The organism is Brachybacterium fresconis, assembly GCF_017876515.1.
Taxonomy (GTDB): Bacteria; Actinomycetota; Actinomycetes; order Actinomycetales; family Dermabacteraceae; genus Brachybacterium; species Brachybacterium fresconis.
The window spans coordinates 3,657,751-3,678,391 of record NZ_JAGIOC010000001.1; the positions used below are offsets into that span (position 1 = coordinate 3,657,751).

The 20,641-nt window shown below is 70.1% G+C and carries 19 protein-coding genes; 16 read left to right on the forward strand and 3 right to left on the reverse strand.

Going from position 1 to position 20,641, the window contains the following annotated elements:
• Positions 1-3: 3 nt before the first annotated feature.
• The 3 genes from JOF44_RS16225 to JOF44_RS16235 are packed head-to-tail and all read left to right on the forward strand — an operon-like array spanning position 4 to position 3,661.
• Positions 4-1,701 (forward strand): sugar ABC transporter ATP-binding protein, encoded by a 1,698-nt coding sequence (locus tag JOF44_RS16225; protein WP_245348978.1) that lies wholly within the window; start codon positions 4-6, stop codon positions 1,699-1,701.
• A complete protein-coding gene (locus JOF44_RS16230; RefSeq protein WP_209893808.1) occupies positions 1,698-2,708 on the forward strand; it encodes an ABC transporter permease in 1,011 nt (336 codons plus the stop codon). The genes JOF44_RS16225 and JOF44_RS16230 overlap by 4 nt, the downstream gene beginning before the upstream one ends.
• On the forward strand, positions 2,705-3,661 hold the full coding sequence (locus JOF44_RS16235; protein ID WP_209893811.1) for an ABC transporter substrate-binding protein: 957 nt from the start codon (positions 2,705-2,707) through the stop codon (positions 3,659-3,661). Before JOF44_RS16230 ends, JOF44_RS16235 begins: the two co-directional genes overlap by 4 nt.
• A 15-nt stretch (positions 3,662-3,676) precedes the next feature.
• Here the strand turns inward: JOF44_RS16235 and rbsK are convergent, their stop codons facing one another.
• Entirely contained in the window at positions 3,677-4,651 is a 975-nt protein-coding gene (gene rbsK / locus JOF44_RS16240; RefSeq protein WP_209893814.1) for a ribokinase, read from the reverse strand.
• A 182-nt stretch (positions 4,652-4,833) separates the two neighbouring features.
• Here rbsK and JOF44_RS16245 point away from each other — a divergent pair, with 182 nt between their 5' ends.
• The 3 genes from JOF44_RS16245 (at position 4,834) to JOF44_RS16255 (ending at position 8,650) form a co-directional block, all read left to right on the forward strand.
• Complete coding sequence (locus tag JOF44_RS16245) at positions 4,834-5,256, forward strand: RbsD/FucU family protein (protein WP_209893817.1); 423 nt, start codon at positions 4,834-4,836, stop codon at positions 5,254-5,256.
• 168 nt (positions 5,257-5,424) lie between these two features.
• Complete coding sequence (locus JOF44_RS16250; protein WP_342591815.1) at positions 5,425-6,867, forward strand: exo-beta-N-acetylmuramidase NamZ family protein; 1,443 nt, start codon at positions 5,425-5,427, stop codon at positions 6,865-6,867.
• Positions 6,868-6,877: 10 nt separating this feature from the next.
• Positions 6,878-8,650, forward strand: coding sequence for a glycoside hydrolase family 3 protein (locus JOF44_RS16255; protein WP_245348979.1), 1,773 nt, complete (start codon positions 6,878-6,880; stop codon positions 8,648-8,650).
• Positions 8,651-8,708: 58 nt separating this feature from the next.
• On the opposite strand, the gene JOF44_RS16260 is transcribed toward JOF44_RS16255, so the two are convergent.
• Entirely contained in the window at positions 8,709-9,962 is a 1,254-nt protein-coding gene (locus tag JOF44_RS16260; protein WP_209893819.1) for an MFS transporter, read from the reverse strand.
• A 139-nt stretch (positions 9,963-10,101) separates the two neighbouring features.
• Here JOF44_RS16260 and JOF44_RS16265 point away from each other — a divergent pair, with 139 nt between their 5' ends.
• On the forward strand, positions 10,102-10,716 hold the full coding sequence (locus tag JOF44_RS16265; RefSeq protein ID WP_245348980.1) for a helix-turn-helix domain-containing protein: 615 nt from the start codon (positions 10,102-10,104) through the stop codon (positions 10,714-10,716).
• 7 nt (positions 10,717-10,723) lie between these two features.
• Here the strand turns inward: JOF44_RS16265 and JOF44_RS16270 are convergent, their stop codons facing one another.
• Positions 10,724-11,962, reverse strand: coding sequence for a glycoside hydrolase family 183 protein (locus JOF44_RS16270; protein ID WP_209893821.1), 1,239 nt, complete (start codon positions 11,960-11,962; stop codon positions 10,724-10,726).
• 234 nt (positions 11,963-12,196) lie between these two features.
• On the opposite strand from JOF44_RS16270, the gene JOF44_RS16275 reads away from it, so the two are divergent.
• The 9 genes from JOF44_RS16275 to JOF44_RS16315 all read left to right on the forward strand — a co-directional run bounded on the left by JOF44_RS16275 (position 12,197) and on the right by JOF44_RS16315 (position 20,625).
• On the forward strand, positions 12,197-13,084 hold the full coding sequence (locus JOF44_RS16275; RefSeq protein ID WP_209893824.1) for a glycoside hydrolase family protein: 888 nt from the start codon (positions 12,197-12,199) through the stop codon (positions 13,082-13,084).
• Positions 13,081-14,166, forward strand: a complete 1,086-nt coding sequence (locus JOF44_RS16280; RefSeq protein ID WP_209893827.1) for an enolase C-terminal domain-like protein — start codon at positions 13,081-13,083, stop codon at positions 14,164-14,166. Before JOF44_RS16275 ends, JOF44_RS16280 begins: the two co-directional genes overlap by 4 nt.
• Before the next feature lie 19 nt (positions 14,167-14,185).
• The gene (locus JOF44_RS16285) at positions 14,186-14,593 is read left to right on the forward strand and encodes a GNAT family N-acetyltransferase (RefSeq protein WP_209893830.1); all 408 of its coding nucleotides are present in this window, start codon (positions 14,186-14,188) and stop codon (positions 14,591-14,593) included.
• A gap of 75 nt (positions 14,594-14,668) precedes the next feature.
• Complete coding sequence (locus tag JOF44_RS16290; protein WP_209893832.1) at positions 14,669-15,625, forward strand: phosphotransferase; 957 nt, start codon at positions 14,669-14,671, stop codon at positions 15,623-15,625.
• 428 nt (positions 15,626-16,053) lie between these two features.
• The gene (locus JOF44_RS16295) at positions 16,054-17,217 is read left to right on the forward strand and encodes an ABC transporter substrate-binding protein (protein ID WP_209893835.1); all 1,164 of its coding nucleotides are present in this window, start codon (positions 16,054-16,056) and stop codon (positions 17,215-17,217) included.
• A gap of 113 nt (positions 17,218-17,330) precedes the next feature.
• Positions 17,331-18,161 (forward strand): carbohydrate ABC transporter permease, encoded by an 831-nt coding sequence (locus tag JOF44_RS16300; RefSeq protein WP_209893837.1) that lies wholly within the window; start codon positions 17,331-17,333, stop codon positions 18,159-18,161.
• On the forward strand, positions 18,158-18,982 hold the full coding sequence (locus tag JOF44_RS16305; protein WP_209893840.1) for a carbohydrate ABC transporter permease: 825 nt from the start codon (positions 18,158-18,160) through the stop codon (positions 18,980-18,982). The genes JOF44_RS16300 and JOF44_RS16305 overlap by 4 nt, the downstream gene beginning before the upstream one ends.
• On the forward strand, positions 18,979-19,731 hold the full coding sequence (locus JOF44_RS16310; RefSeq protein ID WP_209893842.1) for a hypothetical protein: 753 nt from the start codon (positions 18,979-18,981) through the stop codon (positions 19,729-19,731). Before JOF44_RS16305 ends, JOF44_RS16310 begins: the two co-directional genes overlap by 4 nt.
• Positions 19,732-19,866: 135 nt before the next feature.
• On the forward strand, positions 19,867-20,625 hold the full coding sequence (locus JOF44_RS16315) for an NAD(P)H-binding protein (protein ID WP_209893845.1): 759 nt from the start codon (positions 19,867-19,869) through the stop codon (positions 20,623-20,625).
• Positions 20,626-20,641: the final 16 nt, after the last annotated feature.

The following is a 20,641-nucleotide window of genomic DNA, read 5'->3' on the forward strand; positions in this document are numbered from 1 at the left end:
TGATTGCGGCAGCCGCGACGACGGAGTGCGGAGGCGAGGACGCTGGACGAGCACGACGAGAAGCACACGAAGAACGGGTCCGGGCAGGACGGCCCCGGGGAGGACGCGAGCCCCGAGCTGCTGTTGGGCGTGCGTGGCGCGGTCAAGGAGTTCCCGGGCGTGCGGGCCCTGTCCGAGATGCGCCTCGACCTGCGCGCGGGGGAGGTCCTCGCGCTCGTCGGCGAGAACGGTGCCGGCAAGTCCACCCTGATGAAGCTGCTGGCCGGCGTGCACACCCCGGATGCCGGATCCTTCCACTACCTGGGGCGTCCTCTGCGCGTGAGCGGTCCGCGCGACGCGGCGCAGCAAGGACTGGCGATCATCCACCAAGAGCTGAACCTGATGTCCACGCTGACCGTCGCGGAGAACATCTACATCGGACGCGAGCCCACGTTCGGCGGCCTCCTCACCCGCCCAGCGCAGCTGCGAGCCCGCGCGCAGGAGCTGCTCGATCGCCTCGGGATGGATCTGGACCCGTCGGCCGAGGTCGGAACCCTGCCCGTCGCCCAGCAGCAGATGGTCGAGATCGCCAAGGCCCTCTCCTATGACGCGCGCGTGCTCATCATGGACGAGCCGACCGCCGCGCTGAACGAGCGAGAGACGGACGCCCTGCACGAGCTGATCCGACGCTTCGTCACGCCCTCGACCGGGGTCATCTACATCTCCCACCGCATGGAGGAGCTGCGGCGGATCGCCGACCGGGTGCAAGTGATCCGCGACGGGGAGTACGTCGACGCGACCCCGATGGCCGAAGCCACGCTCGAGGACGTCATCACCAAGATGGTCGGCCGTGCCGTGAACACCCGCACAGGACCGCAGGGCGTCCGACGGGACCGCTCGGTGGTCCTCGAGGTCGAGGGGCTGCGCAGCACGCCCCGCGTCGCCGACGCCACGTTCGACCTGCGCGAGGGCGAGATCCTCGGCTTCGCGGGCCTGATGGGAGCCGGCCGCACCGAGACCGCTCGGGCGCTCATCGGCTCGCTGCCCCGGCAGGCCGGGCGCGTGAGATACCGCGGTCGTCCCGTCACCTTCCGCAGCCCCGCCCACGCCGCGCAGCACGGTTTCGGCTACCTCTCCGAGGACCGCAAGCAGCTGGGCCTGCTGCTGGACCACTCGGTGCAGCGCAACATGGAGCTGTCCGCGCTGTCGGACCGTTTCCAGACGGCCGGCTTCACCCGCGACCGGGCCTCCTACCGAGCCGCCGTCGAACAGAGCCGACGACTGCGCGTGAAGACGCCCGACGTCGCCCAGCGGGTCAAGAACCTCTCCGGAGGCAACCAGCAGAAGGTCGTGATCGGCCGCTGGCTCCTCAAGGATTGCGACGTGCTCATCTTCGACGAGCCGACACGCGGGATCGATGTCGGCGCGAAGGAGGAGATCTACGACCTCCTCGAGGAGCTCGCCGCCGCGGGACGGTCGATCATCATGATCTCCTCCGACCTGCCCGAAGTGCTGCGCATGTCCCACAGGGTGGCGGTGATGAGCGAGGGCCGGGTCACCGGCGTGCTCGACGCCGCCGAGGCCGACCAGGAATCCATCATGGCGCTCGCCACCGCCGGATCGGACGCGGACCTCTCGGCCGAGCCCCGCGTCGGCACCGACACCGCGAAGGGCACCGGCGCCTCCGACCACCTCCCCACCGACGAAGCAGGTGACCGATGACCACGACCACCACCGAGAATGCCCCTGCCCCGCAGCGGCAGAGCACCCGCAGCGGCCCGTCCTGGCGCAGCCGGATGCAGCAGATGCTGGCCGCCGGCACCCTGGTGCTGATCTTCATCGCGTTCTCCATCGCGAGCCCCGAGATCTTCCCGACCTGGGGAAACATCGTCACCATCCTGTACTCCACGGTGGTGATCGGTCTGCTCGCGCTCGGGGCCACCTTCGTCATCACCACCGCCGGTATCGATCTGTCCGTGGGCACCGCGATGGCTCTGTGCGCCGTGATGAGCGGTCTGTTCATCGTCAACTGGGGCCTTCCGGTCCCGCTCGGTATCATGCTGGCGATCCTCTTCGGCGGACTCGTCGGGCTCGTCAACGGCATCAACGTGGCAATCCTCGACCTGCCTCCGTTCATCGCGACGCTGGCGATGATGATGGTCGCCGGGGGACTGGCACTGGTGTTCTCCGGCGCCGCCCCGATCTACTTCGAACAGCCCTCGTACATGTGGCTGTCGACCGGGAGCATCATCCCCTCCGTCCCCAACGCGGTCCTCGTGCTGCTGCTCGCGGCGGTGATCGCCGCCGTGCTCATGTCACGCACCGTGCTGGGGCGCTACACGATGGCGATCGGGGCCAACCAGGAGGCCGCTGGGCTCGCCGGCGTCGCCGTCAGGAAGTGGCTGCTCATCGTCTACACCGTCGGCGGACTGTTCACGGGTCTGGCCGGTGTGATGATCTCCGCGCGGCTGGGCTCCGCCCAGCCCGCCACCGGGATGGGCTACGAGCTGGACGCGATCGCCGCCGTGGTGATCGGTGGGACCTCCCTCTCGGGCGGGCGAGGCACCATCGCCGGCACGATGATCGGCGCGCTGATCATCTCCACCCTCACCAACGGGTTGCAGATCCTCTCCATCCCACAGGAGTGGCAGGACGTCCTGCTGGGCGCCGTGATCCTGGTGGCCGTCTTCATCGACCGTCTGCGCAAGCGCCGGGAGCGCACCTCATGACCGCCTCCCGCCGCACCGTCCTGACCGCCGCGGCCACAGCGCTGCTGCTGCCCGCATCCGCGTGCACCGGGCGCTCACGCGATGACGTCCTGCACGTCGCGATCGTCTCCAAGGGCTTCCAGCAGCAGTTCTGGCAGGCCGTCAAGCGAGGTGCGGACGCCGAGGCCCAGAAGCAGGGCGTGGTGCTCACCTTCGAGGGGCCGCCCACCGAGAGCGACATCGAAGCGCAGATCACGATGCTGCAGAACACCGTCACCCGCAATCCCGACGGCCTGGCGCTGGCGGCGCTGGACTCGCGGGCCGCCGCCCGTGCGCTCGCGGAGGCCGAGCAGAAGGGGATCCCGATCGTCGCCTTCGACTCCGGCGTGGAGTCCGACCTGCCGGTCTCCACGGTCGCCACGGACAACGCGGCCGCTTCCCGCGAGGCCGGCAAACACATGGCCGACCTGCTCGGGGGAGAGGGCCAGGTGGCCGTGATCGCCCATGACCAGGTCTCCCTCTCCGGTACCGACCGGCGCGACGGTTTCATCGCGGGTATCGAGGAGTTCGCCCCGGGCATCGAACTGCTGCCCACCCAGTACGGCGGCGGGGACCAGGCGGTGACCGCGAACATCGCCCGTTCGATGATCACGGCCAACCCGGACCTGGCCGGGATGTTCGGCACCAACGAGGGCTCCGCGATCGGCATCCTCCGCGGCGTCCAGGAGTCCGGGCGTGACGACCTCGCCGTGGTCGGCTTCGATTCCGGTCGCGCCCAGGTCGAGGCGATCCGCGACGGCGAGATGTCCGGCGCCGTCACCCAGAATCCCGTCGCGATGGGGCGCATCACCGTGCAGACCGTGCTCGCCGCGATCCGGGATGAGGAGGTCGAGGAGGTGATCGACACCGGCTTCCTCTGGTACGACGCCGACAACCTGGACTCGGACGAGGTCCAGGAGGCGATCTACCTCTAGCGCGGCCCCCTCGGTTCAGCGCTGGGCGGAGTCTCCCTGCGCGGTCGCCGCGAGCGTGGCGGCGACCTCGTCCGCCCGAGGGATGCTGGGGGAGGCCCCGCGGCGCGTGACCGCCACGGCCCCGGCGGCCGCGGCACGGTCGATCGCCGCCGGCAGTTCGTCGCCCCCGGCCAGGGAGGCGGCCAGGTACCCGGCGAAGGCGTCGCCGGCAGCGGTGGTGTCGACGACCTCGACCGGGTGGGCGGGAACATCCTGCACCCCGTCGGCGTCGACCAGCACGCTGCCGGCCGCCGCCATGGTCACCAGAGCCTGGCCGACTCCGCGGTCGACGAACCACTGCCCTGCCCGGACAGCCGTCTCGCGCGAGTCGACCTCGATGCCGGTCAGCAGCGATGCCTCGGTCTCGTTGGGGGTGACCACGTCGACCAGCGGCCAGATCGACTCGTCGAGGTCATGCGCCGGGGCCGGATCCAGCACGACCGTGAGCCCGGCGTCGTGGGCGCGGCGGATCGCGTGCATCGTCCGCGCAAAGGGGATCTCCAGCTGCGTGAGCAGCACCCGGCTGGTGGGGGTGAACTCCGCGAAGGCGGCATCGATCTGCTCGGTGGTGATCTCGGCATTGGCCAGCGGCACCATGACGATGTCGTTCTCACCGGAGGCGTCGACCCGGATGTGGGCCACGCCGGTCTGCCCGGACACCTCGCGCAGGTGCGAGACGTCGACGTCGGCGTCGGTCAGGGCCTGGCGCACCAGGGGAGCGAAGAGGTCATCACCCACGCAGCCCACGAAGCGGACCGGCGCCCCGGCCCGTCCCGCGGCCACGGCCTGGTTGGCGCCCTTACCCCCGAGCACAAGGGTGAAGGCATTGCCGAGGAAGGTCTCTCCGGGCCGCGGCAGGCGCGAGGAGAAGGTGGTGACGTCCATCGTCACTGAGCCGATGACCAGCACTCCCGCCGCATCCTGGGGCGGACCGGGGATCTGTGTGCTCATGGTGCTCTCCATTCTGATGCCGGTCTCGACACGCCGTCCAACCTGTCATAACGGTAACCGCGCCCGGCACAAGGGTGACCATGGGGTGCGCGTCGGTGAGGACACCGCGCCGTCCGACGACGCCCGCGCTCCAGCAGCGTCGGCCTCGACCCGTTCTCCCACGCTCCCGGAAGGAGCCCCTCATGCTCACCGGCATCGACCCCCTGCTCGGCGGCGACCTGCTGCAGATCCTGGACCACATGGGCCACAACGACACCCTGCTGGTCACCGACGCCCATTACCCCGCCCATGCGATGGGCGTGCCGGTGGTCGACCTGGCCACCACCTCGCCCCAGGCGGTGCGGGCGATCCGCACCGTGCTGCCCGTGGACATGTACGCCGGGCCCTCGATCACCCTCATGACCCCCGAGCCCGGCACCGGCGAGGAGGTCCAGCCGCAGCTGCAGGAGGCCACGGCCACCCGCGCCGACCGTCTGGAGTGGATCGACCGCTTCGCCTTCTACGAGCGCGGGCGGGAGGTCTTCGCCGTCGTGCGCACCCTGGAGACCCGCGAGTACGGCTGCATCATGCTGCGCAAGGGCGTGGTCGGCGACGACGAGAGCTGACGGACGAGGCGACCCCGCGCGTGTGACGCTTGTCACGCGCCTTGTGCGTTGTTAGCGTCGACCCCTGTGCGGCCGAAAAACGATTCGGCCTCGGCACCGGCCACGACGATCTCGCGGCCGGCCGACCCGCGCACACCTGATCCGACGATGACGACGGAGGAATGCGCCGTGACGCAGCCAGCACCGCAGATGCCCGACCACGACCAGGCGGAGGACCACCAGGGGCAGCGCGACGGGGGCCGTCCCGGTCGCCGCCGTCTCCTCGCCTCCCTCGGCGCCCTGCCCGCCGGGGCGGTGCTGAGCTCGGCGGCGACCGCCGCGGCGGCTCCGGCGGATCGCGGCCACGGGGACGAGCACGGCAAGGGCCATGGCAAGGGCAAAGGTCACGGGAAGGGCCACGGCAAGGGCCCCGGGAAGGGCCACGGGAAGTTCGCGCTCGGCGTCGAGAACCTTCTCCACCCCGGCACGCTGAAGAAGACCCTCGAGGGCGCGAAGGTCGGCCTCATCACCAATCCCACCGGCACCGACAGCTCCCTGACCTCCACCATCGACCTGCTCCTGGACGGCGAGGACAAGGGCGGATACACCCTGGTGGCGCTGTACGGCCCCGAGCACGGCGTGCGCGGCGCCGAACCCGCCGGCGGCTCCGTCGGCGACTACATCGACGAGAAGACCGGGCTGCCGGTGCGCTCCCTGTACGGCGAGACGCAGAAGCCGACCCCCGAGATGATCGCCGACGTCGACACCCTGATCTTCGACATCCAGGACATCGGTGCCCGCTTCTACACCTACATCTGGACCCTCTACTACGCGATGGAGGCCGCCTCCGAGAACGACAAGCGGTTCCTCGTGCTGGACCGTCCGAACCCGCTGGGCACCGACGCGGAGGGCTTCATCCTGGAGCCCGCGCTGTCCTCCTTCGTGGGCCTGAAGGAGATCCCGCAGCGCCACGGGCTGACCGTCGGCGAGCTCGCCCGACTGTTCGACGGCGAGTTCCTGGACGGCGCCGTCGACCTCGAGGTGATCGCCATGAGCGGCTACGACCCCGACGACCCCCGGGACGCGGACCTGCCCTGGGTGCTGCCCTCGCCGAACATCCCCACCCCCGACACCGCCGTGGTCTACGCCGGCACCGGGCTGATCGAGTCGCTGAACATCTCCGAGGGCCGCGGCACCACCACGCCGTTCCTGTGGTTCGGCGCCCCGTTCATCACCTTCGAGCAGGTCGAGGCGATCATCGCCGACCTGTCCGAGGCGAAGCTGCCCGGCGTCCTCGCCCGCCCCATGTTCGCCACCCCCGTCAGCTCCAAGCACGCCGGCGAGTTCTGCGGCGGCCTCCAGCTGCACCTCACCGACCCCGGCGAGTACGAGCCCGTGCGCACCGGGATCCACGTGCTCGCGTCCCTGTTCCGCGAGGTCCCCGAGGTCGACTGGCGCGAGGGAGAGGACTGCCGCAGCCAGGACGACGTGTGCTGGATCGACAAGCTCTCGGGCACCCGGCGCACCCGCGCGATGCTCGAGGACGGCGATCCGGCCGAGAAGATCGTCGCCGCCTGGCAGGACGAGCTCGACGACTTCGTGCAGGCCGCCGACGAGTACCGGATCTACTGAGCAGGAGCCGATGATGACCCCCCATATGCCCCACTCCGATTCCCGACTCTCCAGGCGCGGCTTCGCCGCGCTGACCGCCGGAGCCGCCGTCGGCGTGCCGATGGCGGCGCACGCCGCCCCCGGCCGCGGCGGCGGGAAGCACGACGGCCGCATCGACGAGCTGCTGGCCGGGATGAGCCTCGAGCAGAAGATCGGCCAGCTCTTCGTCGCCGTCGGCTACGGCGCCACGGCCGACGCCCCGCACCCCTCGAACACCTCCACCACCGGGGTCGACACCATCGCGGAGATCGTGGCCACCCACCACGTGGGCGGGCTGATCTACTTCACCTGGTCCGACAACCTCCAGGACATCGAGCAGATCGCGACCCTGTCGAACGACGTCCAGGCCGCCGCTCTCGAGGCCGGCGGGGTGCCGCTGATCGTGGCCGCCGACGAGGAGCGCGGCGTCGTCTACCGACTGCCCGCACCCGCCACGCCGCTGCCCGGCGCGATGGCACTGGGGGCGACCGGCTCCCACAGCCACGCGCGGAAGGCCGGCGTGATCGTCGGCTCCGAGCTGCGTGCCTCCGGCGTCAACCAGGCCTTCGCCCCGGTGGCCGACGTCAACATCGAGGCGCGGAACCCCGTGATCGGGGTGCGCTCGCTGGGCGCGGACCCCGAGGCCGTCTCCCGTCTGGTGGCCGCGCAGGTCAAGGGCATCCAGTCCGCGAACTGCTCCGCGTCCGCCAAGCACTTCCCCGGCCATGGCGACACCGCCACCGACTCCCACCTCGGCCTGCCGGTCATCGACCACACCCGCGCCGAGCTCGACCAGATCGACCTGCCGCCCTTCCGAGCCGCGATCGAGCAGGGCGCGGACGTGATCATGACCGCCCATATCGTGGTCCCGGCCCTGGACGACTCGGGCCGACCGGCCACCCTCTCGCAGCCGATCCTGACCGGTCTGCTGCGCGAGGAGCTCGGCTTCGAGGGCGTGATCGTCACCGACTCGCTGGCCATGGAGGGCGTGCGCACCATGTTCGGCGACGACCGGGTGCCGGTCGAGGCGATCCTCGCCGGCGCCGACCAGATGCTCATGCCGCCGGATCTCGCCGTCGCCATCGGCGGGGTGCGCGACGCGGTCGCGAGCGGAGAGATCGGCGAGGACCGGCTGGACGCCTCGGTGCGCCGCATCCTCGCCCAGAAGCTGCGCCGCGATCTGTTCGAGGACGCGAGCGTGGACCCGGGCAGCGCCCTGGCGGAGGTCGGTACCGAGCAGTCCCGGCACACCGCCCAGAAGATCGCCGACGACTCGATCACACTGATCACGGATCAGGACACCGTGCCGCTGGCCGGCGGCACCTCGGTGCTGGTCACCGGGGAGGCCACCGCCGCACGGCTGGAGACGACGGCGCAGGCGCTGACCGAGCACGGGCTGGAGGCGAGCATCCTCGCCGACGCCACCGCGGAGCAGGCCGCCGCGGCCGCTGCGGACGTGGAGGCGGTGCTGGTGTTCACCTCCTCGGCGGGATTCGAGCCCCCGGCGTCCCAGGTGGAGGTGGTCCAGGCGCTGGCCGCGACCGGCGTCCCGGTGGTGCACGCCTCGCTGCGCAACCCCTACGACGTGGTGCACGTCGGAGAGGTCGCCGCATCCCTGGCCGCCTACGGCAATTCGGAGTGCAATCTGCGGGCCGTGGCGGGCGCCGTGGCCGGTGCCGTGCACACCAAGGGCACGCTCCCGGTCGCGATCCCCACGGCCGACGGCACCGGGGAGGCCTTCCCGATCGGGCACAGCCTGCGCTGAGGCGAATTGCGCTGACCTCCCGGCGCTGCGGTGGCCGACGACGGCGAGGCCGCGGCGATCAGCGGCGGGGCAGGTGCTCGCGCTGCGGGCCGCGGGGCGCTGCGTCCGGCGCCCGGCGCAGGCGCCGCGCGTGCATCCGCGCCGCGACGAACACCGTGGTGAGGACCCCGATCGCGAGCGTCATCATCGTCAGCACCACGGCGAACGTCACGTCGAGGGAGACCAGGGCGATCAGGGCGCTGGAGGTGATGATCCCCAGGGCGTTCGCGGTGCGCAGCAGGGCGAACACCTCGGCCCGCTGCTCGGGCAGCACCAGACGGTCCAGCACCAGCTGGTAGTAGGTCGCCAGCGGCGCCAGCACCAGGCCCACCAGCAGCGCTCCGATCATGGTGGCGAGGACCGAGTGGCCCACCATCACCGACAGCACGCCCGCGGCCATCACCATCAGCCACAGCAGCACGGTGCGGCGGCGCGGCGTCGCGTTGCGGACGCTGACCCACACCCCGCCGGTGATCGAGGTGACGCACAGCGCCAGCGGGAAGGCGACGCCCCACGACGGGGCCAGGCCGAAGGAGACCGCCATCGAGACGGCGCCGATCTCGATCGCCGCGATCGCCGCGGAGCTCGCCGCCGCGCAGCACAGCCACACGGCGATCATCGGGGTCACCCGCAGGTTCCTCGGGCGCGCGGTGTCTCGCGAGCTGTCCGTGGCCGGAGCCTCGGCACCCGGGATGCGCGGCAGCAGGAACACCGGGCCCGCCCCCAGCAGCACCATCGCCCAGATGGCCGCCTGCGGGGACAGCGCGCCGAAGGCCGAGGCGATCACGGGCGCGGCGGCGAAGACCACCTCGTTCAGCGTCGCGGTGATCCCCAGGGCCCGCGGCAGCCGTCCTGCGGCCACGAGGTGGTTGAGCACGGCGCGCAGGTGCCCGAAGGCGGCACCATTGACCACGCCCGCCGCGGCCGCGGCCGCCACCAGCAGGGCGAAGGGCGTGCCCAGCCCCGCCATGACGGCGATGGCCACCAGGGCGAGGGTGCGCAGTCCGATCAGCACCCGCAGGAAACGGATCGGGTCGAACCGCCGGCCCAGGCGGGTGACCGGCACGGCGCCGACGACCTGGGCGATCGTCATCGCCATCATCATGGCGGCGCCGCTGGCGGGGTCGCCGGTCAGCGGCAGCGCGATCAGCGCGAAGGCGATCGGTGCGGCGGCCTGCGGCACGGTGAACGAGCCGTAGGAGACGTACCAGCGCAGCAGCGGACCGTCGGCCCGTCGCGCGGGGCGAGCGGGAGCGGTGACCTGGGGCGTCATGGAACGACCTCCTTCAGGGCGTGAGGCGGCAGCACCGGATCGGGCCGGCATGCCAGCAGTGGTGGTCAGGGCCGAGGAAAGACCCTCACTGCGCAACATAATGCCCATGGGTGGATCGTGCAATATAGTGCGCATCACCATGGTTGATCCGAGCGACCCCGCCCCTGCCCCGGACGCGTCCGCACCCGGCTCCGGCGGCATGCGCCAGGCCGTCGTCGAGCAGATCGGCGATCGGATCCGCGCCGCCCGGCAGGAGCTGGACCTCAGCGTCGGCGCGCTCGCCGAACGCAGCGACGTCAGCCGTCGCATGCTCACCCAGATCGAGCTCGGCCAGGCCAACCCGTCGGTCGCGATCCTCGACCGGGTGGCCGCCGGGCTCGGCACCACCTTCGCCGCCCTGATGGGGATCGGCGCCCACGCCCACCCCGACGGCGTCGAGGTCTGGTCGACCGACGGCGGCTCCTGGGCGGTGATCCTCGACGCGATGGATGCCCCGGCCGTCTCCGTCGAGACCTGGAAATGGAAGCTGCTGGGCACCGACGCCTACGAGGGCGGTTCCGGTGTGCCCTCCGCAGGGCGCATGATCCACGTGATCGAGGGCGCGCTGGAGATCTCCACGGGCGAGGGGGCCCAGGTCGTCGAGGCCGGGGGCTCCGGGCGCGTGCTCACCGACGGTCTGTACCGCTACCGGTCCCTGCACGAGGCCGGCACGGTCTTCCTCAGCGTCGCGCTGCAGCCGCGCACGGCCTCCTGACTCCCCGTCAGCGACGCTCGCGCAGCGCCGCCCCGAGCCCTTCGACCCGGTACTGCTGGACGTGGTACGGCCAGTCCGGCCCTGTGTGCCACTGCGAGCACACCAGGTGCAGATCATCGAGCCTCGACCCGGGCAGCACGAAGGGCCCGTAGAGCTGGGCGACCCGCTCGTCGTCCTCCTGACCCCAGTTCGAGCCCCACAGGAGGGTCTCGGTCAGAAGTGGCTCGGTCAGCTCGGTGGGGGAGTCGGCGAAGAGCACGTCGACGCGGTACAGGCCCGCGTTGAACCAGGTCAGCGTCCAGGTGCCCTCGACGATGCGCAGGCACATCTCTCCGACCTGGCCGCCGAGGACCGGCGTCGGAGGGTTCCCCCACGCCCACTGCTGCGCCTCACCCTCCCCGGTCGCCCCCCAGGTCTCGTAGGCGCCCGGGTCCAGGATCGACGCGGCGGGCACGCGCTGCAGGATCGCCCCCTTGTCCCGTTGGAAGCCCGTGGTCAGCAGGTAGACGTGGTCGTCGGCAGGGTTCAGCGCCCAGGTGCACTGCTGGCTGAAGCCGTCCAGGTGGTCCCCGGCGAACATCTCCGCGGTGCGCTCCCAGGTCTCCCCGGAATCGGTCGAGGTCCAGATCTCGGTGGAGGCGACGGTGCCGAAGCCGTGGTTGACCATCATCCACAGGTAGATCGTGTCCCCGATGGTCAGGACGTCGCCCGGCAGGATGGTGGAGACCGGGTCGCTGTCGTGCGCGTACTCGACGAGCTGCTCGGCGGTCTCCCCGCCGACTGCCGAGGTCCATTCCAGGCCGTGCTTCAGCTTCCGATCCGGATCGGCGAAGAGGCCGACGGGGGAGCGCCACCAGCCGCTGCCCACCTTCGGCCCCTCGAAGGTGTCGCCGAAGATCAGCAGGATCCGTCCGTCGGGCGTGACCGCCGGGGCGCCGAGGTCGGTGGCGTCCATGCGGAAGCGCGTGGTGATGTCCGGTCCGGTGAGCGTGGCCAGGCGGGTGACCCTCGGCCGCTCGTACCCCGGGTTCGGATCCACGCCATGGCCCTGACCGCCGCGCCCGCCCTCGCCGGGGAGGGCCGCTGCCGACGGAGCGACGGCGGCCGAGGCGAGTGCCGCGGCGCCGAGGCTCCCGGCGCCGACGGCGAACGCCCCGCCGCGCAGGACGGCCGAGCGCGGCACATGTCCCGCATCGCTCGGGCCGGGGGCGGCGTGGTCGCTGCGGTCAGATCTCGACGTCTTCATCGAAGGCTCCTGGGGTGTGTCGACGGTCACGTTCTGACGCACTCAGCGTAGGGGCGGACGACGCAGGGAGCAATCGTTTACCTCCAAAACCTCCGGTCCGCGGGTGCTCGAGGATTGCGCCGCAGGTGCCTGGTTCCGACAGGACACGACGTGATGCAGGGTTTACCCGCCGTGCCGTCTGGCCTAGTCTCGACCTCCAGCGAGAAAACGATTTGCGACCGACGGGACGTGACCATGCCTGCCCAGGACGAATCGACGCTCGAGGGCGTGACCCTGCGCCCCGGCACGAAGCGCCGCCTGCTGGATGCCTCGCCGTCGGCTGCGGAGCCCTGGTACATCAACGACCACACGCTGATCCAGGACCAGGGCGGACGCTGGCACGTGTTCGGGATCTGGCATCCCGAGCCCGCCGACCCGCTGGGCGAGGACCGCTTCCTGCACGCCTCGGCCGACGCCCTCACCGGCGCCCCCTGGACGATCCACGACCCCGTGCTGCCCGCACGCCCCGAGATCGGCGAGACACACGTCTGGGCCCCGCACGTGATCCGCCACGACGGGCTCTACCGGATGTTCTACGCCGGCGGGACAGCGGACCACACCGCCTACCGGATGACCCTCGCCACCAGCGAGGACCTGTTCGCCTGGACGGTGCAGGAGCCGGTGCTGTTCGAGGACGGCTTCGACGCCCGCGACCCGATGGTCATCCGCGACGGGACGCGGTGGCTGCTGTACTACACCCGCACCTCGACCCCCGCGGGAGGCTTCCACCAGGTCGCGGTGCGCACCTCCGAGGATCTGCTGACCTGGTCCCCGCCGCAGGTCGCCTACGAATCCGCGGTCGCGGGCACCTACGGCGGGCCGACGGAGTCCCCTTTCGTGGTGCGCGTGGGGGAGGGGTGGCTGCTGTTCGTGTGCGAATCCGGCGAGTACGACCGGACCTTCGCCTATTTCTCGACCGACCCGCTGTGCTTCGTCGACGCCGGCCGGATCGACGTGGACCTCGACGAGCACTGCGCCGAGATCGTCCAGGACGGGCCCCGAACCTGGATCACCGGCGGCGGCTGGGGACGAGGTGGGGTGACGATCCGCCCCCTGGAGATCCTCGAGGGGGATCCTGCATGAGCGCTCTGACCGGGCACCGCATCACGGAGGTCACCACCTCGCCGATCCGCAGCCGCTACCCCCGCACCATCGGCCGCAATGCTCGCCTCGGAGCCCACGGCGACGGACCCTCGGCCCTCGCCATCACCGTGCGCACCGAAGCGGGCGCGAGTGGATGGGGACTGTACGAGGGCCCGCAGGTCGACGTGACCCGGGTGGTCGGCCGTCCGCTCGAGGAGGTCTTCGACCCGGCCTCAGGGGCCCTCGACCCCGCGGCGCTCCCGCTCGACGTCGCCCTCCACGACCTCGCCGCCCGGATCCTCGACGTTCCCGTGCACCAGATGCTCGGCGGGCACGGGACCGCCCCGGTCGCCTGCTACTCCGGAGCGATCTACTTCGACGATCTCGACCCCGAGGACTCACCGCGCGGCGTCGACGCCGTCCTCGCCAGCTGCGCCGCGGACCAGTCCAGCGGCCACCGCGGGTTCAAGCTCAAGATCGGCCGCGGCAACCGCTGGATGGGGGCCGAGGAGGGCTTCGCCCGCGACGTCGAAGTCACCCGCGCCGTCCGCACGGCTCACCCGGATGCCCGCGTGCTCGTGGACATGAACGACGGCTACACGCCCGAGCAGACGCTGCGCTACCTCGACGCCGTCGCCGACTGCGACCTCTTCTGGATCGAGGAGCCCTTCGCCGAGCACGCCGAGGGGCTGCGCGCCGTGCGCGAGCACCGCCGCCGCTCCGGTTCGCAGGTCCTGGTGGCCGATGGGGAGTTCGAGCCCGACGTCCGCCGGGTGCTCGATCTGGCCGGCGAGGGCCTGCTGGACGTGCTGCTGATGGATGTGCTGTCCTTCGGGATCACCGCCTGGCGAGAGGTGATGCCCGTGCTGGAGGAGATCGGCGTGGCCGCGTCGCCGCACGCCTGGGGGCACCCGCTGAAGACCCTCTACGCCGCACAGCTCGCGGCCGGGCTCGGCAACATCCCCGTGGTCGAAGGGGTGCCGGGCACCACCGACGGCGTCGACGCCTCCGGCTATGTCCTCGAGGACGGCCGGCTCGCCCTGCCGGAGGCCGCCGGCTTCGGCGTGGCTCCTCTGCCGTGATTGCGGCACACTGGCTCGTATGGAACCCGCGCACCTGCCCTCCTACGCCTGGCGGGAGGAGATCACCGACCACGAGGTCTCCGCGCTGCACGCCGCCGCCTTCGACCGCGAGGAGACGGTCGAGGACTGGACCGAGCGGCTCCAGCGGCATTCGCTCGGCTGGGGGACGGCACGCCGGGACGGTGAGCTCATCGGCTTCTGCAACGTGGTCACCGACGGCGGTCGCCACGCCTTCCTCGTCGACACCGTCGTCCACCCCGACCACCAGGGCGGCGGCATAGGGCGCGAACTGGTCATCCAGGCCATCGGGGAGTGCCGAACCGGCCCCGTTCAGTGGCTGCACGTCGACTTCGAGGCCGACGTCGGCCCCTTCTACCTGGCCACCGGACTGTTCCGCCCCACCGCCGCGGGGCTCATGCGCGTCTGAACTCTCCGACGGGGAGCTCGCTCCCGCCGGGCGAATCCGGGTGCACGGCGGATCAGTGCATGGCAGGGTGATGCCATGACGAACCGCCTGCGCTGGGCCGATTTCCCCGACTCGCTGCGCAGCAGACTTGAAGAGGTCCTCGGCGGTTCGGTGCGGACAACGTCCTCCTGCGTGGGCGGCTTCTCTTCCAGCAGCGCCGAGATCATCCGTTCCTCCGCAGGTCGAAGCCTCTTCGTCAAAGCGGTGAGGGCGCAGGACAATCCGGCCTCGATGCGGCTCAACCGCTCCGAAGCCGCCGCGCTCGCTCACATCCCCCGAGCCGCACCGGTGCCTCGACTCGTCACCGCATTCGACCACCAGGACTGGTTCGTCCTGGTCACCGAGGTGGCCGCGGGATCGCTTCCCGAACAGCCGTGGTCACCCGAGCAGCTGGACAGCGTGCTCACCGCCCTCGACACCTTGCAGGCGGCGGCCACCCCCTGTCCGGTACCCGACCTGCCGACCGTCGCCGAATCACTCGGTCCCGACATGCTCGGCTTCGACCGCATCGCCGAGGAGCCTCCGACTGACCTGGACCCGTGGATCGTCGAGCACCTCGACGACCTGCGCGCAGCGGCCTACCGAGGAATCGGTGCTCTGGACGGTGATTCCCTGTGCCACAGTGATGTCCGCAGCGACAACCTCCTCATCACGGCCAGCGGAGCCGTGAGCCTCGTCGATTGGGCCTGGGCCTCCCGCGGCAGCCCCGTCGCCGACGCGCTGCAACTCCTCTCCTCCATCGAGGATCCGCACGGCACACTTCTCGTCAACGAGAGGGTCGATGCCGTCCTCGAGCGCCACGGCCTGCCCCACTCCTTCGGCACGGACGTTCTCGTGGGGATCCTCGGCTTCTTCGTCGACGCCGCCCGCTGGCCGGTCGATCCCCGCCTGCCTCTGCTCAGCCCGCACCGTCGAGCCCGGCGCGACTCGCTGCTCCCTCTGGTCACGGAGCGATGGGCGGGGTCGCCGTCTCCTTCAGCACTTCCATCTTGATGTTCGCGATGATCTGGCTCGAGAAGTCCAGGCCATGATGCTCGTGGTGCCCACGACCACGACGGATGCTTTCGACAGCGGCGGAGGGTCAGCCCATGTCCCGCGGACACTCGCGAGTCGGTCAGCGATGAGTAATCGTTTCCTGGCTTCTCTTGACTCTCGGACCGCGTAGCCGGAGGATGTCGTGCACGGAGAAGTTTCTGTTCGAGTAAACGTTCCCGCTGATGAACGAAGGAGTTCTCGTGGATCCGTCACGCACAGCTCGTCACCTGCCTGCTCGCCGCGGCCCCGATCGCCGAACGGTGCTCCGCGCGGCGCCGCTCGCTGCCCTGACCATCCCCGCGCTCGGTGCGCTGTCCGCCTGTGGAGGTGGAGGCGGTGGGGATGGAGCTGCCGGCGATGGCACCGGTGAACTGAACCTGATCTACATGGGCGATGCGACTCAGCAGGAGACCTTCCAGTCCCTGTTCGATGAGTTCCAGAGTTCGCACCCCGACATCACCCTCAATGCCAACGGCATCGCCGCCGGCGATTGGGCGACCTTCGGCAACACCGTCTCCACCCGCATCGCCGGTGGAGAGCGCGTGGACGTCATCTCGGTCGCGACGGAAGGGCAGAGGCTGCTCGCGTCCAAGGGCCTCTTCGAACCGCTGGACTCCTACATCGACAGAGACAGCGACGAGACCCAGGAGTTCTACGACCAGGTCGCACCGAACCTGAAGAAGTGGATCGATACCTACGGGTCGCCCGACGGGAGCACCTACTTCGTCCCCGGTGGGTACAACACGGTCGTCATGTACCTGAACCGGGAGGTCTTCGACGCCGCCGGGGTGGAACTGCCCGAGACGGACTGGACCTGGGATGAGTTCCGGTCCATCGCCGAGACCGTGAAAGAGGAGACCGGGGCGTTCATGACCACAGCCGGTGCCGCGTTCCCGTTCGGCGAGATCCTCCCCTGGCTGTTCACCAATGCCGCGAGCACGCTCAGCGAGGACTGGGCCACCGCGACGTTCGACAGCCCGGAAGCGATCGAGGCGGCAGAGTTCGTGAAGGCGCTGGTCGATGACGAGCTGGTTCCGCAACCCGGAGGCGAGTTCGACGGCGCCACGCAGTTCCAGCGCGGGTCGCTCGCCACTCTCACCGGGGGCCGGTACACCCTGCCGGACGTGCGCCGGCTCGAGATGGTCGACAAGACCAAGATCGTCAACTTCCCGCACAACGCGGGTCCCGGCACACCGGTCGGGTGGGACGGATGGGCGACGTTCCAGGCATCCGAGAACAAGGAGGCCGCCTGGACCTTCCTGAAGTGGATGATGAGCGTCGAAGCCTCGACGTACTACGCAGAGCAGGGCGGGACCAATGTTCCGGCGCGCCAGGACGTCGCCTCCAGCGAGGCGTTCCTCAAGAACGCCCCCGAGGGGACCGAGTTGATCGCCACCGGCATCGAGTTCGGCACCCCGGTGCCCAGCCCCGACAAGCAGGCCCAGGTCGACGCCGAGGTGACGAAGGGATGGGAAGCCGCGATCCTCGGCAACAAGCCAGCAGATGAGGCACTCTTTGCCGCGAACGAGGCGATGCAGGAACTGCTGTGACGTCCCGGACCACGGCGCGACGTACAGGTGTCGGGCGCGGAGGAGGAATCGAGTCCGCCGCACCGTCCCGCCGGGGCGATGGGCTCGCGGGAGCCGTCTTCCTGGGACCGGCGATGCTGCTCTTCCTGGTCTTCGTGCTGGGACCCTTCGTCGTGGCCATCGGACTCAGCCTGTTCCGCTGGGACATGCTGACACCGCCCGAGTTCATCGGGATCGAGAATTTCGCGACGCTGGCGACGGATATCAGCTTCTACAACGCGCTGCGCAACACTTTCGCCTTCTCCCTGGCGTCCGTGGTCACGCACCTGACCGCCGGCTTCCTCCTCGCTGTCGGGGTCAACGCACTGCGCAGCGCGGTCGCGTCGTATTTCGTGCGCACCTCGTTGTTCTTCCCTTTCGTCATCTCCTGGGCCGCCGTCGCCCTCCTCTGGCGCTACGTGCTGGATCCGACGTTCGGCATGGGCACCTACTACCTGCAGAAGATCGGGATTCCGACCCCGAACTGGTTCACCGATCCGCAATGGGCGCTGCCGGCGATCATCGGCATCGACTGGTGGCACACCGTCGGCTTCACCTTCGTGATCATGTTGGCCGGACTGCAGACGGTCCCGGCGCAGCTGTACGAAGCTGCTCGCATCGATGGCGCCGGCGCGCTGCAGCGTATGTGGCACGTGACCATCCCGATCATGTCCCCGACCATCTTCTTCGCGAGCATCATCACCTTCATCGGGGCGTTCCAGATCTTCGATCCGATCCAGATCATCACGCCGAACGGCGGGCCGGGGGAGTCGACCCTGTCGATCGTCATGTACCTGTATCAACAAGGGTTCGAGGTGTTCCAGACCGGCTACGCGTCAGCAGTCGCGCTTGTCGTCTTCGTCATCATGGCGCTGGTGACCGCGCTGCAGTTCTGGTTCTCGCGGAAGTGGGTGCATGACGTATGAGAACGGAGCGTCTGGCGCGCTGGGTCCTGACCGCGGCACTCGTGGTGTTCGGAGCCGTCATGCTGGCGCCGCTGGTGTGGCTGATGAGCGAGAGCTTCACCGAGGAGACGTCGGCGTTCTACCTTCCACCATCTTGGATCCCGCGAGACTTCACGTTGGACAACTTCGCCTCGATGGCAGAGCTCATCCCTTTCGGGCGCATGTTCCTCAACAGCGTGATCGTGTCCGTCGTGGCGACGACGGGCGCCCTGCTGGTCAGCGTGATGGCGGCGTACGCCTTCTCACGGCTGCGGTTCCGATTCCGCGACAGGCTGTTCGCGTTGATGCTCGCGGCCTTGATGGTGCCGATGCAGCTGACGGTCATCCCCGTGTTCATCCTGATGCGGAATCTCCAGCTGGTCGACACCCTGGGCGCTCTGATCCTCCCGGCGCTGATCAATGTGTTCGCGATCTTCTTCTTCCGTCAGTACTTCAATTCCATACCGCGAGAGCTCGATGAGGCGGCGACCTTGGACGGTGCGGGGCACGGATGGATCCTCTTCCGCATGCTGCTGCCGCTGTCCGGGCCGGCGTTGGCGGCGATGACGATCCTGAACTTCGAGGCGACGTGGAACAACTACTTCGGCCCGCTGATCTTCATCCGGAGCGAGGAGCAGATGACACTTCCGATCGGTCTGGTGACGCTGCAGGCGGGACAGAGCGGGTCCAGCGTGGTCGTCTTCGCAGCCATCACCGCGGTGGTCGTGCCCGCCCTCGTCGTCTTCCTGCTCTTCCAGCGGGCGTTCATCGCCAGCGTGGCGACGGCCGGAGTCCGAGGATGAGCGGCATCGATCTGGCCGAGCACGCCGGCGCGCGCAGTCCTGCTGCGCGTCTGACGGCAGAGGGACTGCAGCGTCTCGTGCTGCGCAGGGTCTGGAGCTCGCTGTGGCGGCACCTGCCGATGCTCGCGATCAGCGGGGCGGCGACCGGTGTCGCCGCTGCGCTGGCAGTGTTCATCGCCGGCGGCAATCCGCTGCTCATCCCGACACTGCTGGCGCTGTTCGCCGGCCCCACCGTGATGGCACTGCTTGCGGTGGCGCAGGGTGCACTGGTCGACGACGATACGAATTTGCGCACCTATCTGCGAGCACTGAAGACCACCGCCGTGCGCAGCATGGGGTACTCGCTGGTCCCGGCCCTGTGCATGGTGTCGCTGCTGGCGGCGAACGACGTGTATACGCGCACCGGCAACGTGTTCATGCTCTGCTCGCTCGGCATCGCCACGGCAGCGACTGTCCTGACCATCGCGGGGTTCACGGTGCTGGTGCCGCTGGCAGTCGCCCGTCCCGAGCTGCGAGGCCGCCGACTCTGGGTCACGTCGTGGTACCTGCTCGGGCGGTGGCCGGTGCGCTTCCTCGCACCGATCGCCCTGACAGGCCTGGCCCTGTGGATCGCCTTCTCCTTCTCCTCGACCTTGGTCCTCTTGCTGCCTGCACCGATCGCACTTCTGGCGGGCGCCGCCTACTGGTGCTGCGCTGTCGAGCTGGGAGCGGACGATGTGGTTGTACCGGACGGGTCACCTGATCGCTGAGTGCCGAAACGCCCCACGGTCGTTGGTCGTCTGATCGCCGACCCGAGCGTCGAGGTATGGGCCCGGGGCAGGTCGCCCCGGGCGGGTCTACGGTGGCGAGGACACCGTGATGCAGCGATCAGGAGGTGAGGAACCATGGGAACCGACACCACGACGCTGGCGATCCTCGGGGCGACGGGGACGCTCGGCCGCTCCGTGGTCGAGGCGGCCCGCCGCGACGGGCACGAGGTGCGGGAGATCGCGCGCTCCCGCGGCATCGACGTGATGACCGGGCGCGGGCTCGCGGCGGCCCTCGACGGGGCGGACGCGATCATCGAGTGCCTCAAGCCCCCGCAGCTCGACGACACCGCCGGACCGTGGTTCGAGGCCGCGGCGCGGACTCTGGGGGAGCACGCCCTCGCCGCGGGCGTGCCGCGCACGGTGGCGATCTCCATCGTCGGGATCGACCGGATGCAGGACTACGGCTTCTATCGCGCCCAGCTCGTCCACGAGCAGGCCGTGCGCGCCCATTGCCCCGGGCCGATGCCGGTGCGGGCCACCCAGTTCCACGACTTCGTCGGCTCGAAGCTGCGCCGGCTCGGGGACCACCACGAGATCATGGACGTGCCCTCCCAGAGCGTGGACACCCGCGCCGTCGCCGAGCTGCTGCTCGCCCAGGCGCTCGCCGCGGACCCCGCGCCGCTGGTCCAGATCGCCGGCCCCCGCGCGGAGAGCACCCTGGACCAGGCCCGCCGTCTGCTCGCCGCACGGGGGGACGAGACCACGGTCGTCGGCGTCCCGGCCAGCGAGTCCATGCGCGACGGCGGGATGCTGCCGGGCCCGGAGGTGATCCTCGCGGGACCGACCTACGACCAGTGGCTCGCCGAGGTCGAAGGGCCCGGTCGGAACCGGTGATCCGATCGGGACGGCC